The organism is Gimesia aquarii (genome assembly GCF_007748195.1).
GTDB classification, from domain to species: Bacteria; Planctomycetota; Planctomycetia; order Planctomycetales; family Planctomycetaceae; genus Gimesia; species Gimesia aquarii.
This window is the reverse complement of sequence record NZ_CP037920.1, coordinates 6,719,335-6,739,886: the sequence shown is the minus strand read 5'-3', so window position 1 is coordinate 6,739,886 and position 20,552 is coordinate 6,719,335. Positions and strand designations below refer to the sequence as shown.

Annotated in this window: 16 protein-coding genes; 5 read left to right on the top strand and 11 right to left on the bottom strand. The window is 45.2% G+C overall.

All coding sequences use genetic code 11. The features are described from left to right. The 3 genes from rlmN to V144x_RS25695 all read right to left on the bottom strand — a co-directional run bounded on the left by rlmN (position 1) and on the right by V144x_RS25695 (position 4,763). A complete protein-coding gene (gene rlmN, locus V144x_RS25705; protein ID WP_144989643.1) occupies positions 1–1,107 on the bottom strand; it encodes a 23S rRNA (adenine(2503)-C(2))-methyltransferase RlmN in 1,107 nt (368 codons plus the stop codon). A 219-nt stretch (positions 1,108–1,326) separates the two neighbouring features. Next, entirely contained in the window at positions 1,327–3,234 is a 1,908-nt protein-coding gene (locus V144x_RS25700; protein WP_144989641.1) for a hypothetical protein, read from the bottom strand. 329 nt (positions 3,235–3,563) lie between these two features. Then, entirely contained in the window at positions 3,564–4,763 is a 1,200-nt protein-coding gene (locus V144x_RS25695; protein WP_144989639.1) for a DegT/DnrJ/EryC1/StrS family aminotransferase, read from the bottom strand. Positions 4,764–5,327: 564 nt separating this feature from the next. On the opposite strand from V144x_RS25695, the gene V144x_RS25690 reads away from it, so the two are divergent. Further along, positions 5,328–5,606 carry a ferredoxin family protein gene (locus tag V144x_RS25690; RefSeq protein ID WP_144989637.1) on the top strand — a complete coding sequence of 93 codons (279 nt, stop codon included), beginning with the start codon at positions 5,328–5,330 and terminating at the stop codon, positions 5,604–5,606. Between the two features lie 82 nt (positions 5,607–5,688). Here V144x_RS25690 and V144x_RS25685 read toward each other — a convergent pair whose 3' ends face one another. Then, complete coding sequence (locus V144x_RS25685; RefSeq protein ID WP_144989635.1) at positions 5,689–6,645, bottom strand: dihydrodipicolinate synthase family protein; 957 nt, start codon at positions 6,643–6,645, stop codon at positions 5,689–5,691. 94 nt (positions 6,646–6,739) lie between these two features. On the opposite strand from V144x_RS25685, the gene V144x_RS25680 reads away from it, so the two are divergent. Next, positions 6,740–8,164, top strand: coding sequence for a sulfatase-like hydrolase/transferase (locus tag V144x_RS25680; protein WP_144989633.1), 1,425 nt, complete (start codon positions 6,740–6,742; stop codon positions 8,162–8,164). A 21-nt stretch (positions 8,165–8,185) separates the two neighbouring features. Then, positions 8,186–8,386, top strand: a complete 201-nt coding sequence (locus tag V144x_RS25675) for an RNA-binding S4 domain-containing protein (protein ID WP_144989631.1) — start codon at positions 8,186–8,188, stop codon at positions 8,384–8,386. A 14-nt stretch (positions 8,387–8,400) separates the two neighbouring features. Here V144x_RS25675 and V144x_RS28545 read toward each other — a convergent pair whose 3' ends face one another. After that, complete coding sequence (locus V144x_RS28545; RefSeq protein WP_197993310.1) at positions 8,401–8,541, bottom strand: hypothetical protein; 141 nt, start codon at positions 8,539–8,541, stop codon at positions 8,401–8,403. A gap of 119 nt (positions 8,542–8,660) precedes the next feature. Then, positions 8,661–11,252, bottom strand: coding sequence for a hypothetical protein (locus tag V144x_RS25670; RefSeq protein ID WP_144989629.1), 2,592 nt, complete (start codon positions 11,250–11,252; stop codon positions 8,661–8,663). A 423-nt stretch (positions 11,253–11,675) separates the two neighbouring features. On the opposite strand from V144x_RS25670, the gene V144x_RS25665 reads away from it, so the two are divergent. Beyond that, positions 11,676–12,968: a glycoside hydrolase family 15 protein gene (locus V144x_RS25665; protein WP_144989627.1), complete on the top strand. Its 1,293-nt coding sequence runs from the start codon at positions 11,676–11,678 to the stop codon at positions 12,966–12,968. Positions 12,969–12,989: 21 nt separating this feature from the next. Here V144x_RS25665 and V144x_RS25660 read toward each other — a convergent pair whose 3' ends face one another. The 5 genes from V144x_RS25660 to V144x_RS25640 form a co-directional block, all read right to left on the bottom strand. Next, positions 12,990–14,159, bottom strand: a complete 1,170-nt coding sequence (locus tag V144x_RS25660; RefSeq protein WP_144989625.1) for a GTPase — start codon at positions 14,157–14,159, stop codon at positions 12,990–12,992. 1 nt (position 14,160) lies between these two features. After that, positions 14,161–14,991 carry a type III pantothenate kinase gene (locus V144x_RS25655; RefSeq protein WP_144989622.1) on the bottom strand — a complete coding sequence of 277 codons (831 nt, stop codon included), beginning with the start codon at positions 14,989–14,991 and terminating at the stop codon, positions 14,161–14,163. Positions 14,992–15,035: 44 nt separating this feature from the next. Further along, positions 15,036–15,398, bottom strand: coding sequence for an exodeoxyribonuclease VII small subunit (locus V144x_RS25650; RefSeq protein WP_144989620.1), 363 nt, complete (start codon positions 15,396–15,398; stop codon positions 15,036–15,038). A gap of 63 nt (positions 15,399–15,461) precedes the next feature. Beyond that, positions 15,462–16,694 carry an exodeoxyribonuclease VII large subunit gene (gene xseA / locus V144x_RS25645; protein WP_144989618.1) on the bottom strand — a complete coding sequence of 411 codons (1,233 nt, stop codon included), beginning with the start codon at positions 16,692–16,694 and terminating at the stop codon, positions 15,462–15,464. A gap of 34 nt (positions 16,695–16,728) precedes the next feature. Next, a complete protein-coding gene (locus tag V144x_RS25640; RefSeq protein ID WP_144989616.1) occupies positions 16,729–17,511 on the bottom strand; it encodes a sugar phosphate isomerase/epimerase family protein in 783 nt (260 codons plus the stop codon). A gap of 228 nt (positions 17,512–17,739) precedes the next feature. Between V144x_RS25640 and V144x_RS25635 the strand changes: the two genes are divergently transcribed. Then, on the top strand, positions 17,740–20,421 hold the full coding sequence (locus tag V144x_RS25635) for a hypothetical protein (protein ID WP_144989614.1): 2,682 nt from the start codon (positions 17,740–17,742) through the stop codon (positions 20,419–20,421). Positions 20,422–20,552 lie beyond the last annotated feature (131 nt).

The following is a 20,552-nucleotide window of genomic DNA, read 5'->3' as shown; positions in this document are numbered from 1 at the left end:
TTACTGAATCTGGACGACGTCTTTTTCTTTCTCACGGTTTAATCGCAGTTGGCCACAGGCAGCATCAATATCGTCCCCTTTGCGTTTTCGAACAGTCACGTTGACGCCTCCTTTGGCGAGTGCCATAAAGAAGCGGTCTACATTTTCTGTGGAAGGGCTTTGGTAGCCTGTTTCTTCCACACCATTCGCGGGGATTAAATTGACATGGGCATTACGATGCTTGAGTAGGTTAGACAGCTCTCGCGCATGAGCCGGACTGTCGTTGACACCGGCCAATAAAATATATTCAAAGGTGACACGCCTGCCTGTCGTGACATAATAATAGTCTGTGGCATCCATGATTTTTTGAATGCCGATTTTATCATTCGTGGGAACGATTTGATTGCGTAACGCATCGTTGGGTGCATGTAGAGAAACAGCGAGAATATACGACTTGTTGACATCAGCCAGTTCGCGAATTTTGGCGGGAAGCCCTACCGTGGAGACGGTAATTTTTCGCGCACCAATTCCCATGCCGCCTTTGTGATTCAACGTATCCAGAGCAGGTAGCAAAGCGGGCAGGTTGGCCAATGGTTCTCCAATTCCCATGACGACAATATTGGAAATCCGCTCTTCTTCGCCGATCACGCGATCCAGACGCAGGATCTGTTCCAGGATTTCTCCCATCGAGAGGTTACGGGTTAATCCCAAGAGACCGCTGGCACAAAAAACACAACCCATGGCACAACCGACTTGCGTGCTGATACAGACTGTGTTTCGCTTGGGTTCACGCATGAGAACGCATTCAACGTGATGGCCATCTTGCAGTTCCAGCAGCAATTTTTCCGTGCGGTCTTTTGATGTCTGATGTTTGACAACAGTTGTTGAAAACAGGCGAAAGTTCTCTTTTAGCAGATCACGAAATTTTTTTGAAATATCGTGCATGGCATCAAAATCATTGACGCGCTTGGTGAAAATCCAACGCCGAATTTGATCGGCGCGATAGGAAGAGGAATCGTGATCAATACACCATTGGGCAAGTTGCTCACGAGTCAGGTCAGTAATTAAAGGGAGTGTGCAAACATCTGAAGAGATCGATTGCAGGGAATCATTTTCGGACGACAGCATTGTTTTCTGGCTCAAGGATGAATTCGCAGTCGATTCAGACCGCCGCGAATTGGGAATACAAATATTCCGATAGAAGGAAATCAGCCCATCAATTATGTGATGGATGGTAATAATGTATGATTATCATACCCGTGTAGTAACCAGAAGACTACTATTTCTCTCGTCTCTTTTTCTGATTCCGGCAGTGGCAACCGATTAGAAAGGCTGTGTTACGGTACATTAGTCATCTTCAGGCGGTTCCGGGAAGCTGACGACTTTTCCCTTTTTCTTTTTACTGGATTTGTCCTTTTCAGAAGACTTTGTGTCGAATGAGAGGGTCGGGATCACAGGAGGTGTCTCTGGTATTGAAAGGTCGTTTGGCATGGCCAGCGTAGGTAGTTTAGAATTTGATTGTGCCTGCAGCGTTTGTCCTTTTAATGGGAGCTGAGGTTGGTTTTCCTTAGACAAACGAGGAGTGTTGGGTGATTTCAATGGTTTTTGACGTACGATACGGCGGCCATCATCGTGGATCGTGTTTCTGTTAAACGCAATCGTTTGACCCTGGATCTCTGCCCCCACAATCCGATAATGCTCCCCGATTGGTGCTTTGAGAGCGGTCATCAGATTACCTCCGTCTAAGAGGTTTCGTTCTTGTGGGTTGGAGGCCAACATGAGTTCAAGAGAAGAACCATCCGGATATTTCAATCGTAGTTTTGGCTGTGCCGTCGCTACGTTTGAATTTCCAAGCGGATGGCCAAATTCAGCAACCCGTTCAAATCGTGCCTGTGTCTCTTTTTTTCCTGCCACCAGTCGTGGGCGAGAATAAACTTGATTACCCATGATCAGTTCCGAGCTTGCCATTTGTAAGTGCCAGTTTCCCGTAGAAGCGATGACAATATCATCTGCTCCAAAATGCAATTGTGGGTAAACATATAATGAGGATGCGATTTGTGCTTTTGCAACGGGAGGTGTTCTTTCTGCGCCCAGGAACATGGCACACTGAATCAATGTCGGAACCGGAACGGCCTCGACGATCTTGGATTCATTCAACTGGGCAATCATTTTCTGCTTATTATTGGTCGTATAATAGTGTGAAAGCAAAGCGATCGAACTCTGATTGGTTTCCAAGTCGACATCAAGATTGCGCAGGATAGCCTCTTCCGCTTCGTCATGTTGTTTATACTTTTGTAAAATTCGTGAGCAGAGCAGATTTGCTTCCCAGACGTCAGACGAATATTGTTGTGACTTTTGAGCCATTTTCGCGGACCCGGGTTGACCCAGATAGTCGCGAATGCTGGCCAGGTTTGCGGTTCCTGCAGCCAGCATGTCATCACGTCGGAAGAAACCATCTCCGACATCAGCGAGTTGTGTGTAGGTGTGTGAGGCAGCAAAGAGTTGCCCTTGAGCCTGCTGTGTACGGGCTAGATAATACCAATACGGAGGGTAGTGACTCATAAAGCGTTCCAGGCGTTTTAAAATTCGCAAGCGAACGCGTGGGTTTGGTTCCAGCATCGCTTTATCTAGTGCTTCTAAGTCGTCATCACGAATGAGCCAGTAATCGGGAATATTTTTCTCTTGCGCGAGTTTCCAGAAGGTATCCAGAAATAAATTGGATTTGGAAATCACCGTTTCCATGCGTTTCTTATCCACACGCCAGACATCCAGATCTTTTTGGGCCTCTATATTGCGGTAATCCCACCAACTATTTGCTCCGGTTCGAACCGCATTCCCGAATTGGAATGTTAAAACGTCGGTCGTTAAGGCAAGTGCATTGGTGGCGATCTTTTGACGCGAATGATATTTATGCTTATTTTTGAAGTACTCTCTTTCCTTATCGGCAATCTCAACCTGACCGATTTCATCTAGAACGGATGAGTACAGCTTGATGACTTTCTCATCACCAATGCCATTCAGGTTCAGATTGTTCAGAATCTTTTCTCGCTCCTCGAACATCACTTCTTTGGAACCAGATTTTTTCATGCGATAGAAGGCTGCGCGGCAGTAGTTCAGCGCAACTGCTGTTTTACCTGCCGTTGGATCGGGTTCCTTCTTTTTGCTCTCTTCTGCCTGTAATAGAACGATAGATGGCTGTATGAGACTCACAGTCACCATGATGAGAATTACTGAAAATCGGAAACGAGTCGGCATGGGATCTCCTTAACTGCCGATCAGTGACAATATTCTGGCAGGAACATATTTCGGGGCGTGGATGCCTTGTACATCGATCGTGGAAATTAATTTCATTATCATAAATCTACACGCTGGATTCGTCGCGTGTGGGAATTACCTGGATTTTTCCGCCATTTTTAGAGTCGCTAATTCGTTTCAGGTCCGGTTGTGTAAAATAGGTTAAGTTTGGTGTGTTGCCTTACCAACCGAAAGAAAAGAGACCTTCAAAGCAAGGCAACGAAAAAATCCCACTGATTCCTGGAGAAATCAGTGGGATTATCGTATCTATTCGTAGGCGGTAAAACTGCTTATGCCGCTTTCGAGTTTTGGGGTGTTTCTGAGTAAAGTGTGGGGTATTTCGAAGAAGAAAGTCGCCCCAGACTTTCTGCGATTCCTCGAATCACAATTTCCTGCTGGACTTCACTCAGTTCTGAAAAGATCGGCAGCGCGAGACATTCACTGGTAACAAGTTCTGTTTCCGGAAGATCTCCTGCCTGATAGCCCAGATACTCGAAACACTGTTGCATATGTAATGGGCGGGGATAATAGATGGCACAACCGATGTGCTTCTCTCGTAAGTCTTGAAGCACTTTATCCCGTTGTCCGCCTTTAACACGCACCGTGTATTGATTGTAAACATGTCGGCGGTCAGGCAGCACTGTTGGTGGTTCGACACAGTCCAGCAACTGATAATGACGCAAGAGTGAATTATAGCGTCTGGCATTTTCCTGACGTTCCATTGTCCACTGATCAAGATACTTTAACTTGACTCTTAATACCGCTGCCTGCAGAGCATCGAGTCGGCTGTTAATTCCGACTTCTGCATGCTGATAGCCGCCGAGGTCTCCATGAACTCTGAGACGTCTGACACGGGTGGCCAGGTCGGGATCGTCGGTGGTAACGAGACCGCCATCGCCGGCGCCTCCCAGATTTTTCGTGGGGAAAAAACTAAAGCAGCCAAGTGTGCCCAGCACTCCCGAGCGTCGTCCACGATATTCTGCACCAATGGCTTGAGCGGCGTCCTCAATTACGGGAATTCCATTGCGAACGGCATTTCTCCAGATTGGTTCCATATCGGCACATTGCCCGAAAATATGAACTGGCATGATCGCCTTTGTGCGCTCTGTGATTTTACTCTCAATCGATTCCGGGCAGAGGTTGTAGCTCACAGGATCAATATCCGCAAAAACTGGTGTTGCTCCCACACGAGCAATCGAACTGCCAGTAGCGAAGAAGGTAAACGGGCTGGTAATCACTTCATCACCCGGACCGATTTCCAAAGCCATCAATGCTAAGAGCAGTGCGTCCGTACCAGATGCAACACCGATGGCATTTCGAGAATCACAATATTCGGCGATATCGCATTCAAATTCAGCGACTTCGTCTCCTAAGACAAAGGCTTGATCTTCAAACACTTTCAGGACTGTTGCCTGAACTTCGTCTTTAATTCTTTGATATTGGGCGACAAGGTTGATAAATGGAACAGGGGTGGGGGTGTCTTTCGTCATTCAGCGACTCCATTCGCTATGTGAAATCAGGGAGTTCCGTGCTCAAAAACAGGTAAGTTTGGTAGTTTTGAGAGATTTGGTACACCTTGTTTTCAGGTAAGATGCATCTAATTCGATCACACTGAGTTGTTTCCATCTTGGATTTTTCAGCAGAGATCTGGAAATTCGTCGGTAGATTATGTCGAGAACCATATTCTGTCAATATGTGTCGTTCCGAAAAATTAGGACTCTCAAAGGTTGTGGAGTGGGGCTAGTGATCTGATCATGGGCCCTGATTTTTCAATCGACCAATGATTGTTTGAACGATTGCCGATAGTAGAAGCATAACCAGTATTTCTGTATGGTTTTGTAGTCATAACACCTGTTTTGGCGAGTTCTCGCAGGAATCGCGAATTCAAGGTTGAAACGGCCTTCCGAAATCGACTATATACAGAATGATAACTACCCTAAATTATCAAAATTTGATTGGATCATGCCGGTCAGGTAGTTTTTAAAAATTTGAAGCCTATAATATTTTCAGACAGTTACCAACTTGATACGAGTAAAGTCCAGAAAGGAAAACTCATGACGCACGTGGTTACAGAGGCTTGCTTCAATTGCAAATATACAGATTGTGTCGTAGTTTGCCCTGTAGAGTGTTTCTACGAAGCAGATTCAATGGTTTACATCAATCCGGATGAGTGCATTGACTGTGAAGCATGCGTTCCTGAATGCCCGGTTGAAGCCATTTATCATGAAGATAATGTTCCGGAAAAATGGCAGGAATACATTCAGATCAACGCCGAAAAATCACAGGAACTTCCTGTGATTACCGAAAAGAAAGAACCTTTGGCTGATTGCTAAAGAGTTCAGAAGCTCTTTTTGGCTTGATTCTCTGAAAATTAATCAACTCCCCATTACTGAATCGGTAATGGGGAGTTTTTGATTAATCGATGACATTGAGTCGCTGTCCCAATTCTCGCAGGACCTCAATATCGCTATCGGGTCTGGTGGGGCTTTCGGGATGTGTTTGATTGGTCTTGATCCAGCCACGCAGATGTAGAAACTGAGCAGCTGAATGTTTATAAGCCGGAGAGGGGCCGCGGAAGGTGAAATAGCCGAGATATTGTAATTGATCGTTCAGTTCATAAAACGCAGGGTCTCCTGCAGCCCAGTACGCGTCTCGTTTTGCAAACAGATCGGGAGCAAAAGTACTGAGCCCCAGTAAGTAGTCACTGCCGTACTGAATCATATCGATCCCAAAATCATTACCTGTAAAGACTTTGAAATCAGGACGTTTCTGATCTCGGAGCTGCAGGCGTTCCCATTCCGGTTCGCGGTGGAAGGACGATTGTTTGGCTCCGATACACTGCGGAATGTCCATCAAGGCCGCATAGGTTTCCAAATCATAGACTGATCCAAAAGGAGCGAGGTCCTTAGTGAGTTCAAAACCAATAAAGCGATCAGTGTTGGCAGCAATCGTCCGATAAGATTCGATGATCTGAGCTGGTGCCTGATCGACTAAACCGAATGACTGAAAAATGACCGGTGTTCCACCATGTTCCTGAATGAGATCAATTTTTCTTTGATAGCCGGTGGCGTCAAAAGCAGCACCTGGTTGATCGCTGACAAAGGCACCTGCAACAAAAGGTCCGCCACTCAGCGTGTGTTGTGTGAGTTTCAGTACTTCAATAAAAGTGGGTTCATCTATGAGATGCACGTAACCAGTATCCATGTTTACCGCAGGCGTGATCCCCAAGTCTGACGTGCGGGCAACATGAGCGCTTAACGAGTCTCGATCAATTTCTCCGGATTCCAGATAGGGGAGCAAAACAGCTGAAATTCCTGTTATCTTACGACGGGGTTTGATCATGCTGACAGGATCATAGGTTGCTTCTGGCATTTGGTTGTTCCTTGCGATATATTTAAATTTTGTGGTACATCATGGTAAATCGACTATCAGGATACCAAACTGGCGCTCAATCTTGGAGGCATGCATGAGTTTTCGACTCAGAGTTTTTTTTGCTTTGTTTTTTTCAGTCTGCTTTATGTATTCAGGTTGTGGAGTAGTCGACGCGGCTTCCGAACAGAAACAAAAACCGAATATTCTGTTTTTATTCACGGACGATCAGCGCGCGGACACAATCCATGCGTTAGGGAATGATCTCATTCAGACACCCAACCTGGATCAACTTGCACGTAGTGGGTTTGTATTCAATAACGCGTATTGCCTGGGTAGCAATTCAGGAGCGGTTTGTGTCTGTAGTCGAAATATGCTGCTCAGTGGGCGCACCTATTTCCGCTGGACTGGGCGTTATGCTTCTGCAAAGAAACCCAATTTTCCAGAGTCCATGAAGGAGGCAGGTTACTTCACCTACCATCATGGGAAGAAAGGTAATACAGCCTTAGAAATCCATAAAAAATTCGACAAGTCCCAATATTTGAACGACCAGCAAGCACGTATGCTCGGGCAGCCTGGAAAAGAAATCGTGGACAATGCTGTTCAGTTTTTAAAATCGAATCGCGACAAACCCTTTTTCATGTATCTCGCATTTTCTTGTCCTCATGATCCACGTGTGGCTGATCAGGAATATATGGATCTCTACAGTCGCGATAAAATCAAACTCCCCAAAAATTATCTCCCTTTGCATCCGTTCAATAACGGGGAGCAGTTAGTTCGTGATGAATTACTGGCTGGTTTTCCCAGAAGCAAGGCAGAAGTTCGAAAACATCTGCATGACTACTATGCTGACATTACCGGACTTGATGCCCACATTGGTCGCTTATTAAAGACTCTCAAAGAGAGTGGAGAGTATGATAATACGGTGATCATTTTCTCTTCTGATCATGGACTGGCGATAGGCAGTCATGGGTTGATGGGAAAACAAAGCCTCTACGAACACAGTATGAAATCACCGTTAATTTTTAGTGGTCCGGGAATTCCCCAAGGTAGAAGTGATGCATTGGTTTATCTCTACGATATTTATCCAACGGTCTGTGAAATGGTGGGGACAAAAATTCCTGCAGGACTGGATGCAGAAAGTATCTGGCCTGTTATCTCAGGTAAGCAGTCAAAGGTCCGGGATACCCTATTTACCTCTTACAAAGAGGGTCAACGATCTGTCCGCGATAAAAAGTGGAAGTTGATTACTTACCCGCAGATTAATCAGTCGCAACTATTTGACCTGGAGAATGATCCAGAGGAAACCAGAAACTTATTCGATCAAACAGCCTGCCAACCTCATGCAGCTCGACTTTTGGCAGAAATGAAAGCCTGGCAGAAAAAAGTGGGGGATATGAGCCCGCTTGCATCTGCTTCACCACAAGATCCCGCATTTCGAGCTCCTACACTTGAAGAGCTCGAAAAGTTGAAGCGACCTCGAAAATCCAAAAACAAAAAGAAGAAAACTAAAAAGCAGTAATTCTGAGTGAGAAAAATCTGAATGACATCTGAAGAACGTCCACCGATCCGTTTAGACCAGTTTTTGAAACAGCAGGGCGCAGTGGGAACGGGGGGGCATGCCAAGGTTGTAATCCAAGCGGGAGAAGTCACACTCAACGGGGCTGTGGAAACGAAACGCCGCAAACAATTATCGCCGGGCGACATTGTTGCTTATGCTGGCGAAGAGTGGCGCGTTGTGTAACTCTCAGCCGTTGATTACTTGGTGCTGTTTTGGCGGAAGTTGAAAAAACCACCGATAATGGCGACACAGACAATCAAGATGAGATAATCAGTGAAGGTTGCATTATCCCAGACGCCAAGAAAGTAATGAATCCAGCCATCGATCCAGAGTTCCATCAGAAGTCCCCCCGTTACTGGCCCGCAACAAATTCTCGTATGAATAATTTTACCCTCTTTTTGAGAGCATGTCGGATATTAACGGGAATGATGCATATACGACCGTTGATGGTTGTTTTTTAGAAACGAGGAATCTGTTTTCGTGATTCCATCTTTTTGGCTTCTTTCGCCAAAGTTGGATCGTGGGGAGTCAGCTTCTGGAGCTGTAATAATGTTTCTTCAGCTTTAGGTATCAGAGCATAAAACTGCTGATACTTGAGTAATAACTTCAACAACTGTGGATTGTTGGGAATTAATGTATTCGCCCGTTCCATTAAATGCAGCGCTTTTCCTGGAATGCCGTTCTGTTCATAAGACTGAGCTAAAACAATTGTTTCTGACAGAAGACGTTCCAAAGATTGTGTTGTTTTTTCATCATGCTTGTTTTCCAGAATTTTTATCAAATTTTCTACTTTTTCTTCTCGTTCCAGCATTTGCAATAGGGCCTGTGCATCAGTATTACCTGACTTAACAGCCGACTGTAATTCCTGAACTGCATCGGCTTTACGGTTTTCTGCGAGATAGACTTTGGCCAGTAATGTATGTAATTTTCCCAGACCTTCCCGATATGGAGGATTTTTTTTGATTGCTTCAACAAGGATCTGTTCTGCCCGTTCGATGTGTGATAAACGGAAGTAGGTTGTTGCCCGTTTGAGGTCCTTATCATTAGTGTCACTAACTGATTGTTGCTGGTCTGTAGCATGGTACTGGGCTTCCAACGATTTTTGTGCCAGATTAATTCCCTGTACCAAATCGCGGCGGAGCATTTTCTGGTCGGGCATGGCGAAGGCACGTTCGAATTCACGAATCGCTTTCTGATAACGTTGGGTTTTTATCAATGACCAGGCCAGCAGATTTGTCAGTCTGACGTCTTGAATTCCTTGCTGTTGCAAACTTTCCACATACTCTATCAATTCGGCATAGTGTCCGGTCGCAAATAGCTGTTGTGTCAAAGCCACTTGAAAGGAAAGACGATGTGGGAATCGCTCAATGGCGTTACGGGCAATAGCCAGTGAATCACCATCATGCCAGTATTTATGGCGAATGGTCCCACTACGGTTGGGTTCCAGTTTGAGAATCATCACGCCTTGTTTGTCATAAACGGGAGTTATCCGATAGACAAGGTCCTGATCGAGTAGATGCCAGGGAAAGGCTGATACAGTATTTCGATCGAAGGAAACAAGATAATTTGCGGAAAAATCTTGAATCTTCTGATGAAGTTTCTCCGCATTCGTTGTTTCAAAAAAATCGAGTGTCTGATATCGCTGTCCGGTTGTTGCAACGTCGGCACGCCGTGTAATCAAGCGGCTGTCAGGAGATGTATTCTGTTTAATCCACTCACCGGCTGTTGTCCAGTTGCTGAATTGATTCGGTGGAAGCTGATCTCTATAGAACTGATTTGGATGAGTGACCATCTGCAGATTAGCATTTACCAATCGATAATCTGTTTGAATCAGCTTGCTACAGAAGAATAGCAAGAGGACCGAAAACGCGGTAATCATCACTTTGCGGGTTTGGGGTCGCGAGATCTCGATGTGTTGCACAAAGGCACTCCAGCCAGCAGGCACAAATGCGAGAACGATTGGTAGCAGAGGAAGCGTAAATCGCTGTTGAATCCAGGGCCATAATGAGAGCATTCCGAGGCTGAGAATGACATATCCTAAAGCAGCAGTTCCCCCTTGATCACGGCGTTTGATCATTCCATATAATGAGAGAGTAAGAACGAGCCCCCCAAAAATCAGATAGAACCAGACCGGTCCGGGAAGGATATGATTTTCATCCAGAATCATTCGTGAATAACGAGGTGCAGCTCCTGGCATATCGGGAAACAGTTTCTGGCAGAAGCTTTCAAAGTGAGTGATACACCTTTGAAAAATGCCGATGAACGTTCCCAGAATTCCCTGTGATTCGATTTCTTTTAAGGCGATTGAAGAATATCCACTCTTTTCCAGGGCAGAATTTCGATACATCCAGATACCGGAAGCCAGTAAAGAGCAAGCAACGCCTGTTAACCACGGCCAACGTTTGCGGCGGACAATAGCCCATAGACCGATCGCCAGCACTAAAGCGACGCCAATTGTTCTCAGGAAAGGCAGAAAGATCAGCAGGTTGGTAAATAATAATAAGTCCTTTTTGCCAGGTTGATCCTGTCGAATTGCCAGTAGATAGAAAATACCCAGAGAACAGGCCATGAATGGAATTTCGCTCATGACGAGTGTGGAGAAAAACAGTGTATAAGGATTGATGGCAAACAGGCCTGTAATCAGCAGAGCGGGCCAATAGAGGCCTGTTGAGCTTTGATTTGCCAGTCCTGTCTCAGTCGCATGTAATTGGCGAACGTATTGATAAAGCAGAGTGATCAGAGCCAGTGCTGCAAATAAGACAGTCGTTTTCGCCAATAAAACATTGTAGGGAGCAATTAACGCCGCCGGGGTCAAGAGCACCGACATTCCGGGAGGACGGTGCGCATATAATGGTTCGCCGGGAGTATCGATTTCTCGATAACCGGAACCATTGGCAATCGATTTTGCCATCATCACATAGCGGGCACTGTCGGGGGTGAAAAAATAGAGCTGATTCCACCGCGCCATAGCTATACTGGAGAAAATCAGAAGCAAGGCGATGATGCCGATCTTATGTGATCGAAACAGAGATTGGGGGTTACCTTTCATAAGTAAACCGAATTAATAAAGACAATGCGAAGAATGAGAACCTCGGTGGCGAGATAGTAGCAAGAGCAATTTTTATTCCTCCCTGCTGAATCAGAGTAGGGACTTGAGAACGGCTCTCAGGACTTGACCGGGATAGGATGGTGCTGCAGGTTATAGAGGTTTACAGAGGCAGTGTAGAGTATTGTTTTAAAGAAGAACGCTCTATTCAACGATTTCTGAGTTACCTAAAATGATGCAGAAAGACAACATTGTTGATTTTTTGAAACAGGTTTCAAATTGTTTGTAGCGAACCAGACGTTGCATTTTTCAGCAAATTGTTTCACAATTCGAGCCGCTCGACTCAACATGGCGATAGTCAATTCGATCGTAGTGTATTTCACAATGTAAGATTGAATTCAGCAAACGAAAAATCAGGTTTTTAATATGGATGGCAGCACGTTTCACTCTTTAAAACAATCTCTGGAGACGGTTAAAGAAACAGAACAACTAATCTCATTCCTGGATTCGAAAGAGACATTTTCTTTCCCCGCTTTGAAGAATGGCCTCTTTCCTGCGGCGATCGCTCATGAATCGACAGGATATCAGAGTATCTGGGTACGAGATAATATTCATATTGCTCATGCATTATTTGCAGTCGGCAAAGAGAAGCCGGCTTGTAAAGCAATGGCGACTTTAACCGATTACTTTATCAAACACAGAGATCGTTTTGATGATATCATTTCTGGAAAATATCAAGCAGCGGAAATCATGAAACGTCCCCATATTCGATTTGATGGGAACACGCTTGCAGAAATCGATGAAAAGTGGGCTCACGCTCAAAATGATGCATTGGGCTATTACGTTTGGTTATATAGTCTTTTGTTAAAGCAAGCGAAGTTGACGCCTGATAAAGAATCAGTAGAACTGCTGGCAGCGTTTGTACGTTATTTTGAGAAGATTCAATTCTGGGAAGATGCAGACAGTGGTCACTGGGAAGAGGCCCGTAAGATCGAAGCTTCCAGCATTGGTACAGTCGTCTCTGCATTGATGATGTTGAAATGTTATCTGGATCAAAGTGAAAACTGGAACCATTTTACATTTGGCAAAAAACGCGTTATGCCTGAATTGATGAATGAATTAATTGAGCAGGGACAATCAACTCTATCACAAATTCTTCCTGCTGAATGCGTCCAGGCCGACCCACTGCTGGCCCGAAAATATGATGGCGCCCTGTTGTTTTTAATTTACCCTCTCGGACTCGTTCGAGATGAGATGGCAGAATCCATTATGGAAGATGTCAGAACACATTTGATGGGGGAATATGGAATTCGTCGTTATCAGGGAGATTCATACTGGTGCGCAGACTATAAGGAAATGTTTAGCGAAGACGACAGAACAAGTGATTTCAGTGAAAACCAGGCAAAGCGGGATCGACTATTGAAGCCAAATCAGGAAGCTCAGTGGTGTATTTTCGATTCCATTTTATCTGTGATCTATGGACAACGATTTCTGAAATCAGAACATTCTGAAGATGCTCAAAAACAACGTTTCCATCTGGATCGCTCACTCAATCAGCTCACGACGCACGAATCAACTTTCGGTCCTTATCGCTGTCCTGAATCCTATTATCTGGAAAAAGGGAAGTATGTTCCCAATGACATCACTCCGTTGTTGTGGACTCAGGCCAATTTGATGATGGCGCTCCATCAATGGAAGCAGACAGTTGCGCAACGATGACCCAAGGTTCTCTATGATGCATCAGTCTACTGAGATTAATTGTTGAATCAGTTTGCAGCACATTTGATGCTCAGAGTCTTCGAGTGCCAGACTTGCTTCTTCTAACAGTCTGGTCTGCCTTACTGTGACTGGAATCGCCGTGTTCTCATCAGGGATTTCTGGTATAAGCCGTTTTACCAGTTGTTTCATCAGTGTATCAAGACCTGAATTGGTTTTAGATGAAACAGCAATAGCCTGTTTGGGGAGAGCAGCATCCCATTGTTGGGGGAGATCGGCTTTATGAGCGACCACAATTGAATCTGGCCATTGTGAAAGCAAACGGTGGTCGTCTGCATGAGCGGGTTGACTGGTATCTAGCAGGATTACCTGGCAGTCGGCTTCAGCCAGAATCTGTTCAGCACGTTGAATACCAGCTGCTTCCAGTGGAGCGGCCTGTTCACGGATTCCTGCTGTATCAGAAAACTGAAACGGCCAGCCTTCAATTGCTGTCGTTGCCGTCAATACATCACGTGTGGTGCCTGCCTCATCAAAAACAATGGATCGATCATAACCCAGGAGCGCATTGATTAAACTTGATTTACCCACATTCGGACGACCAGCTAACACAACACGCCAGGGAGTGCTTAGATGCAACCCCAAGTTTTTCCAGCGAAGCAGCCCCCGGATTTGTGATTGAAGTTGATCGGAATCAAAGGCAGTTTTACTATCGGGTAATAACGCTTTGAATGCAGCAGATAATAATCCCTGTGATTGTCGCAGCAAAATCTCAGCAGTTCGAAATGTTGTGGCAGCAATCAGTGTTTCCTGAAGCTCCACATTCAGTGCTGGCTGCGATTTTTTCATTAATTCCTGCCACGTTTGAATTTCGCAACTTTGGGACTCCAGGTTATTCAGAATCCGTTCAATGGCTGCCAGTCCACCATGACAGTGAATATCAACGGTTTCCGGATCAAGGCGACATATCACAAGATCTTCGTTATTGGATTGGCCCCAGAGTCCGTACACAATGCGATTGAGTGGGTGTTGATCGAACGATTTCTGGTTCGCCGCCTGAAAATAAGCATTGATCATGTCTGTCAGCCGGTGCGGTTCACCGTGGACACGAATGGTCGCGACAGCCCCTCTGCCGCGGGGGGTGAGGAGTGCGGCAGAGCAGGCAGAATGAGAGTTAGTTTCGGAACGATCTGACATATTATTTAGAACCACAGATTTTTTGAGCTACTATTGCGAGCCCCTGCAATGTGAGTAACGGTTCAAATCGTACATATCCTTTGAGATGTGAAGCCAATAGAGCGGAGCCACCACCAGATAATAAAATGAGAGGTACGACTTGTTTTGCATTGGGTAATAATTGATCCCGTTGTTGACAGACAAGTTCTCGAATGGCTCCCAGTTGTCCCCAGAAGAGTCCACTGCGAATTGCGTCGGTGGTATTCTTACCTAACACGACAGGTTCTTCCTGCCGCAAGTCGTTAACAGGGATCAGAGGAAGTAGGGCAGTATAGTTATGCAGTGCTTTGGCAGACAATTCAAAACCTGGTAAAATCGCGCCCCCTGCAAAACTGCCTTGGGGAGTGACGACATCAATTGTTGTAGCGGTACCGGTATCGATAATGATCGCTCCTTGTGCTGAATCTCGAAGCTGATTTGCGGCAACTGCGTTGAGTAAACGGTCAATGCCCACTTTCCTAGGCTCTTCGACACAGATTTCAAGTGGAAAATCGGCCGTATTAAGAACCTCTATAGGGGGCTGTAGCGTACCTTGTGGCCAATTTTGAATGACTCGTTCGATACCTCCAGGGTTAGAACCAGCAACAACAGTCTGACATTGGTTGTTTTGTTGCCCATCAAACCAGCTTTGAATCACTTCCCAGGGGATGGGTTCTTCTATCAATGTTGAGCAGGCATTTTTGACAAGCGGAAGCTGTTGAGTCTCTCCTGCTTTGAAGTTTGTTATCAGTGAAACAAATTTGATTCGGCTGTTACCGACATCAATGACTAATTGTTGAAGTGGTTGTGACATGAATGGCTCTATCAGGCGAAGAGTACTGGACTTGATACCTGTTTTTAGAACAGAGTTCGGTCGTTCTGGCTCTCAGTATCGTCTTTGTTAGTCTTTTTTGCACTGCTTTTTCGTCTTCCTGTTTTTGCTGGGCCTTTAGTATCAATCGATGCAGTCGCATCGAAATCTTCTAAAACTGGATTCCCATCATCGTCGACACGAGTCAAAATTTCAATTTTCTGCTCGGCGGATTCAAGCGACTGATAGCAGGATCGTAATAGCTTCACGCCCCGTTCGAAATTTTCCATTGATTCTTCAAGTCCGGCTGTTCCTTCTTCGAGGGTACTGACAATTTCCTGCAGTTCTGCCAGTGAGTCTTCAAACAGAGGTGCTTTCGAATTTGATTTTGCTGCTTTTTTCTTTGCCATGAGCTTAGTTCTTTACGAGTAAAATTTCTATTTCACGAAATATATTCACTTTGTTCGTGCTGCTTATGATGTTTCTTCAACAACTTTTTGAACCTGACTAAAAATGACTCCATCAGTGACATGTGTTTGCAGTGTGTCTCCCACGTTCAGTTGTTTGATTGATTTGACGATGTCTGTCTCTGTCGTTTGGCTCTCTGTCTCAACGCGTGTGATGCTATAACCACGGTTCAACACTTTTAAAGGGCTCAATGCATCCAGTGCAGATGACAGTCGTTTCGTCTCCGATTCAAATCGAGATATTAACTCGCGTGTGCTTCGTATCAGTCTGCGATCCAGTTCGTCAAGTTGTGAAACGCGATTATGTATCATATCCAGTGGCCGTGTCAGAGCAGGGTGGGCCGCCAGTGCATCAAGTTGTAAACGGACTTGTTGGGCACGTTGTTTTAGGTGTGTAGTTAGTTGATCTCCCCAATGGGTTAATGTCGCTAATATGTCCGACTGTAGTGGTACTGCAAGTTCAGCCGCTTCGCTGGGAGTTAAGGCGCGTCGATCTGCGACTAGGTCGGCAATACTGATATCGATTTCGTGTCCCACAGCGCTGATTACTGGAATTGGACACTCAAAGATGGCACGCGCGACGACTTCTTCATTAAATGCCCAGAGGTCTTCGAGACTACCACCACCACGACCAGTGATAATTGTATCTACATTCGGAATTTGTGAAGCAACTTCAATACCAGCCGCGATTTGCCCGGCTGCACCCTCTCCCTGAACAGCGACAGGCACGATCACAAGATCGACGGCGTTCCAGCGTCTGGTGATGACTTGCAGCATATCGCGGACGGCGGCACTTGTGGGACTGGTAACTAATGCGATCTTGCGCGGGAAGAAAGGAATTGGCTGTTTGTGTTCGGGGTTGAACAAGCCTTCCGCTGCCAGTTTTTCCTGCATCTGACGAAATGCCAGTTCAAGTGCGCCCACTCCTTGTGGTATCAATTGTTCGATATTGAGTTGATACGTACCCCGTGCCTGATAAACTTCAATCGGACCGACAGCCACGACTTCCATTCCGTCTTCAATTTGAAATTTCAGTCGAGACGCAGTTCGTTTCCAGATCACTGCCCTCAGTTGAGCGGAATCATCTTTTAAAGTCAGATAGACATGGCCGGAACTGGCAACCGTACAATTCGAAATTTCTCCGATCACCCATGCTTGTGGAAAATTGGCTTCGACCAGATTTTTTACCTGACGAGTGGTCTCAGTGACAGAAAGTATTTCTGGTTCTAAAAGTGACATCTCATTGCTTTGGACTGAAAGTGAAATGATTTAACTAAGCGAGCATCGGTTGCAAGTATGTTATGGCACGACGACAATCTTCAAGACGCTGATTACCTTGTGTGCGATCAATGGCAAGCCAGCCTTGATATCCAGTTTCTGAAACCAAGGGCAGGAATTGATCCCAGATAACCATGCCTTCTCCCAGGGGAACTTCAGCACCCTCTCTGTCCATTTCCCGAATCGCATCCCGTAACCGATACGACTTAATCCAGGTATGGAGCTCTCGTACAGATGTTTCAGGATTCTGGTTATTGAATACCATTTCCGCGGTGTCAAATTCGACCCCAACAAATCCCGTATTGACTGAGGAAATTAATTCTCGGATCACTGTTGGTGAATTCTTTTCGCAGGCAATACAAAGATCTGTACCAATGTGTGAAGCATACTTCCCTAAATCATTCAAAACTTCACTCACAATTTGGAAATTTCCGCCTTCCTCAGTGTGAATTGCGCCGGGATGAATGATTAAAAACGGAACTTTTAATCGCCAGGCGAATTCTAATGCGGATTTAATCGCTGAAATTCTCTGATCCAGGAATTCTGGTTCTGTTAATGCGCGTTGTGCTGGCAGCCGTAATGATGCGATTGAGAGGTTGAATTCTTCTAGAAGTTTGCGGAAATGGCGTTCACCAGAGGCCCCAAACGATGAAGCTATGATTTCAGTATGAACATCCAATTGCACTCCTCGCGCCCCGATTTGGGCTGCTGTTTTGATTGCCTGCTTGATGGGCATTCCAAAGCAGCGAGTGGCGACTGCGAGTTTAAGTCGAGACATACGTTTCCTTATAGAATAATTTTTCTAGACATTTTAACAGAGCGAAATAATCCCGGCAATTAGATCAACCGGCAAATTTTATCTAACCGACTGCCTAAAAAGAATGATCTCCCGAAGTTAACAGGAAAGGATTGAAAAATCAGGGATTCCCTTCCTGTTCCAGATTGAGATTCGATCAAAAAATGGACGATTCAATAGATATTGAACTGTCATATTCAGGAAAGCTCTATGATACTGTCATCGCATCTCACCTGCTACCTAGCGTTGCTCGCCGGTTTGCCTCTTGAGGGTAACTTGGTGAATGACTCAATGCCAATCGTTACTTATTCGTTCGAAACGAAACAAGACCGGGACTTTGATGACAATCCGGATGACTGGTCTCGCCGCAAGGGGCCAGGGTATCCTCAATATATTGATATTTCCATCGATCGAAAGATGGGACGCACAGGAGATCAAAGCCTGCATATTGCAGTGAACGGAGGGCATGCCACGATTTATTCCCCTCCTGTAAAAATTGATGCAGATCACGCTTATTTATTCCGTGGGTTCATCAAAACACAGCGATTAAAGTATGACGCGGCTTTGGTTTCTGTTTCATTCCTTGATCATAAACGTCAACGTATTCAGAAATTTTTGAGTCGACCAGTTACCGGAACTCATAGCGATTGGGCTGAAGTCGCAATTGGTCCAATGACGCCCAAGCCCAATGTTCGGTTTGTTGTCATTGGTTGTCATGTGGCGCACAACAAACAGAAAGATATTTCAGGAGACATCTGGTTTGACGATCTCTGGATAGGTAGTTTACCACAGTTGGAAATTTTTAATAATTATCATCGTCACTTTATTGATCATTCCGCAGAAATACGGGTCAGTAGTCGCATCAGTGGATTGAATCCGAAAAAAAAATATCTGCTTGATCTAGAACTCGTTGATAGTATGAATCGACGGGTTGCCAACTCTTCACTCGAATTAATGTCGAGCCCGGAAGAAGTGAAGAAATCGGCTGATAATCGTTTGCTGGATGGTAATAAACATACGGAAGTCTGGCGCCTGAAACCTATGGAATATGGCTTTTATGAAGTCCGATCGAACCTGTTACATGATCAGAAGTCGATACTGGCGGAGAAATCGACGTTTGCCGTCATTGATTTAGTGGTTCCCAAAGCGACAGGGGAATTTGGTTGGACTATTTCAGAGGAAAATGCACAACTTCCACTTAATAAGCTGCCTGATATTGCCGCTCAGGCAGGGATCAATTGGATTAAATTTCCGTTGTGGAACGTAATGTCATCGAAAAATGGCTATAAACCAAACCAGGTCGCAGAGATGCTGGATGCAATGTCGAACAAGGGCATCACACCGATCGGATTGCTTAACCATCCTCCCAAAGCAATACGATCTCAATTTGCAAAAGACTGGCAGGGTGTCAGTGGTATTTTCACGATGCCTGTGAGTTTCTGGTCACCGTCGCTCGAAGAAGTGTTTGCCCGTTTTACATCATTGGTGAATTATTGGCAACTGGGGGGAGACGATGACCAAAGTTTTATCGGTATGCAGAATCTGAATCCTACTTTGAAAAAAGTAAAGTCACAGCTCGACTTAATTGGACGTGATACTCATGTCGGCATTCACTGGGACTGGAAAACGCCTTTACCTGAAAAAGGTCTGGTGAACAGTTTTGTGTCAATTAAAAATGAGAATCGGTTATCGCCTTCCGATCTCGCTCGAGAACTTCAGAACTCCAAATTGTCGTCGAGTATCACCTCTCGCTGGGTCACATTAACCCCACTTCCCCGGGATGGCTACTCTCCAGAAGAGCGGGGAGTAGATCTGGCAAAACGAATGGTGACTGCAAAATATATGGGAGCAGATGGCATTTTTGCTTCCTCGATTTTCGACGAACAACATGGTTTATTAAATAAAAACGGTTCACCCACGCTTCTCTTTCTGCCTTGGAGAACGGTGGCATTGTCACTTCAGGATACAAAATATGTGGGTACTTTTAATATGCCCAACAAAAGTACGAACCATGTCTTTGTGCGAGACGAAGAAGCTGTTGTATTCGTTTGGAATGACGAACCGACAGAAGAAGTCATTTATTTAGGGGAACACACTTATGCTACGGATGTCTGGGGTAGAAGAATTAAATTAGATCGCGATCCAAAGACGAGGCGTCAAGTTCTATCCGTGGGCTCTTCTCCCATGATTATTCGAAAATGTAATAAAGAAGTTGCTTATTGGAGGCTGGCCGCTCAATTTGAAAAAGGGAAATCGAAAAGTGAGTACGGAGGTCATAATGAAGCTGTGATTGGCAAAAACACGTTCTCGCAAAGTATCCGCGCTAAGGCGTTTTTGAATGTTCCGAAAGGCTGGGAAACAGAGCCTCAAGAGTGGGTGTTTAATGCTGGCGCAGGAGAGGGCTATCGCCTCGAGACGTTTATGACATTACCTACGAATGCCAGTCTGGGGCGAAAAGATGTATCAATCGATTACGAAATTTCTGCGGAGCGGCTTTATTCGATCCGCGTACACAGGCCTTATCGTGTCGGATTGGGAGATATTGTGATCAAGGTGGTCGACAAGAAAATTGAAGGTAATGTGCTGGAAGTTGAGCAGATTATCATTAACAACACCTCACCTCTCGAAACGCTCCAATTTCGTTGCAGTCTATTTGTTCCACGGATGAAACGCATGCGACGGATTGTGACAGAACTCAAGAATGGCCAGGACCGTAAACTTTATCACATACCCAATGCTAATGCGTTGAAAGGCAAAGAACTTTGGATTCGTGCTGAGCAAACGAATGGTCGACGAATTTTAAACTATCGCTGGATTGTTGGAGAAGACTGGGAGAATCCAGATACGATTTCTCGAAGACAAAGAAAAGCGAGAGTTCAAGTGATTCGGTGATAACTGGGAATTTTTTTCATTCAAATTCAGGATTGATTAATTTGAATTGTGCCCAGGTAAACCGTTACCTTCAGAGCCTGCCGCATTACAGATTGAAGTCGACGAATCAGGAAACGTCATCGAATTTCAAT

Coding starts and splice junctions, on each gene's coding strand:
- V144x_RS25640 (WP_144989616.1), bottom strand. CDS start 17,511: ATGTCTCGACTTAAACTCGCAGTCGCCACTCGCTGCTTTGGAATGCCC.
- rlmN (WP_144989643.1), bottom strand. CDS start 1,107: ATGCTGTCGTCCGAAAATGATTCCCTGCAATCGATCTCTTCAGATGTT.
- V144x_RS25700 (WP_144989641.1), bottom strand. CDS start 3,234: ATGCCGACTCGTTTCCGATTTTCAGTAATTCTCATCATGGTGACTGTG.
- V144x_RS25635 (WP_144989614.1), top strand. CDS start 17,740: ATGATACTGTCATCGCATCTCACCTGCTACCTAGCGTTGCTCGCCGGT.
- V144x_RS25660 (WP_144989625.1), bottom strand. CDS start 14,159: ATGTCAGATCGTTCCGAAACTAACTCTCATTCTGCCTGCTCTGCCGCA.
- V144x_RS25685 (WP_144989635.1), bottom strand. CDS start 6,645: ATGCCAGAAGCAACCTATGATCCTGTCAGCATGATCAAACCCCGTCGT.
- V144x_RS25655 (WP_144989622.1), bottom strand. CDS start 14,991: ATGTCACAACCACTTCAACAATTAGTCATTGATGTCGGTAACAGCCGA.
- V144x_RS25650 (WP_144989620.1), bottom strand. CDS start 15,398: ATGGCAAAGAAAAAAGCAGCAAAATCAAATTCGAAAGCACCTCTGTTT.
- V144x_RS25665 (WP_144989627.1), top strand. CDS start 11,676: ATGGATGGCAGCACGTTTCACTCTTTAAAACAATCTCTGGAGACGGTT.
- xseA (WP_144989618.1), bottom strand. CDS start 16,694: ATGTCACTTTTAGAACCAGAAATACTTTCTGTCACTGAGACCACTCGT.
- V144x_RS25680 (WP_144989633.1), top strand. CDS start 6,740: ATGAGTTTTCGACTCAGAGTTTTTTTTGCTTTGTTTTTTTCAGTCTGC.
- V144x_RS25675 (WP_144989631.1), top strand. CDS start 8,186: ATGACATCTGAAGAACGTCCACCGATCCGTTTAGACCAGTTTTTGAAA.
- V144x_RS25690 (WP_144989637.1), top strand. CDS start 5,328: ATGACGCACGTGGTTACAGAGGCTTGCTTCAATTGCAAATATACAGAT.
- V144x_RS25670 (WP_144989629.1), bottom strand. CDS start 11,252: ATGAAAGGTAACCCCCAATCTCTGTTTCGATCACATAAGATCGGCATC.
- V144x_RS28545 (WP_197993310.1), bottom strand. CDS start 8,541: ATGGAACTCTGGATCGATGGCTGGATTCATTACTTTCTTGGCGTCTGG.
- V144x_RS25695 (WP_144989639.1), bottom strand. CDS start 4,763: ATGACGAAAGACACCCCCACCCCTGTTCCATTTATCAACCTTGTCGCC.